This window comes from Isoptericola sp. BMS4 (assembly GCF_011634835.1).
In the GTDB taxonomy this organism is placed as follows: domain Bacteria; phylum Actinomycetota; class Actinomycetes; order Actinomycetales; family Cellulomonadaceae; genus Isoptericola.
The window spans coordinates 1-1,306 of the sequence record NZ_SIRP01000022.1; the positions used below are offsets into that span (position 1 = coordinate 1).

Here is a 1,306-nt window from a genome sequence, read left to right on the forward strand (position 1 = left end):
GGGTTAGCGGTCAAAATGTGTGTCCGCTGACGGGGTATCCGTGCAGGCCACGACAGGAGAATCGGGTTCCGGTATGCCCCTGGAGGCATGGGAGCCTCGGGTGCTGGACATCGACGTCGCTGCCGGGTATGCGGCGGCCACCTCAAGCGCAACGGACGCACCAGTGGCGGTCGCACACGCTGGCGGTGCACCGAGTGCGGCTCCTCGACGACTCGTGACCGCGCCGACGTCGCCCGCCGCGCCGAGGTGACGCGGTTCGTCGGCTGGCTGACCAGCACACACACCCAAGACGGTGCCGGCACCGGCTCTGCGCGGTCCTTCCGCCGCCGCCACGCGTGGTGCTGGAACGTCGAGCCCGTCATCGGTATTACCGGAGAGATCTACGACGAGGTCCAGCTCGACGGCACCTACCTCGCCCACGGCTGGTGCCTGCTGCTCGCGGTCGACGGGACCACCGGCACCGTGATCGCGCTGCAGTGGTGCGACACCGAGAAGACCGCCGCCTGGACCGCACTGCTCACCCGCATCCCACCCCCACGGGTCGTGGTCACCGACGGTGGCTCCGGCCTGGCCTCAGCACTCAAGGCGTGCTGGCCCGCGACGAAGATCCAGCGCTGCCTCGTGCACGTCCAGCGCAACGTCCGCTCCTACCTGACCTCCCGGCCGCGCACCGACGCCGGCAAGACCCTGCGCGCGATCAGCCTGACCCTGACGAAGATCACCACCCGCGAGCAGGCCGCCGCCTGGCAGGCCCGCCTGCACGCCTGGCATCAGGTCTACGGCGACCTGATCACCCAGAAGACGTACCTCACCGACACCAGGGTCCGCCCCGCCTGGGCCCACGCGAACGCGACCTGGTGGTGGACCCACGACCGGCTCCGCAAGGCCTACCGGCTCCTGGAACGCCTCACCCGCACCGGCGTGTTGTTCACCTACCTCGACCCCGACCTGACCGATCTGAACCTGAGCTCGACGACGAACCGGATCGAGGGCGGAGCCAACCACCCCATCAAGGACCTCCTACGCCGCCACCGCGGCATGACCAGCGACCACCAACGCCGCGCCGTCGAGTGGTGGTGCTACCTGCACTCCACGAAACCCCAGCCGCCGGCCTCACTCATCCGCCCCGAGCATTGGCAGCCATCCACGCCCACCACCGACGTCATCAACGAGCCCATCGGACCCACCGGCTACGACACCGCGACCAGCCCCGACGAGGGCCTCTGGGCACGATCCGGTTGGGCCGGACACTCCCACCGATGACATCGACACGCCCGAGACGGACACACATTTTGGCCGCTAACCC

1 protein-coding gene is annotated in these 1,306 nt (G+C 69.1%); it reads left to right on the top strand.

Going from position 1 to position 1,306, the window contains the following annotated elements; translation table 11 throughout:
- Positions 1–87 precede the first annotated feature (87 nt).
- On the top strand, positions 88–1,263 hold the full coding sequence (locus tag EYB28_RS19715) for an IS1249 family transposase (protein WP_166852954.1): 1,176 nt from the start codon (positions 88–90) through the stop codon (positions 1,261–1,263).
- Positions 1,264–1,306: the final 43 nt, after the last annotated feature.

Coding starts and splice junctions, on each gene's coding strand:
- EYB28_RS19715 (WP_166852954.1), top strand. CDS start 88: ATGGGAGCCTCGGGTGCTGGACATCGACGTCGCTGCCGGGTATGCGGC.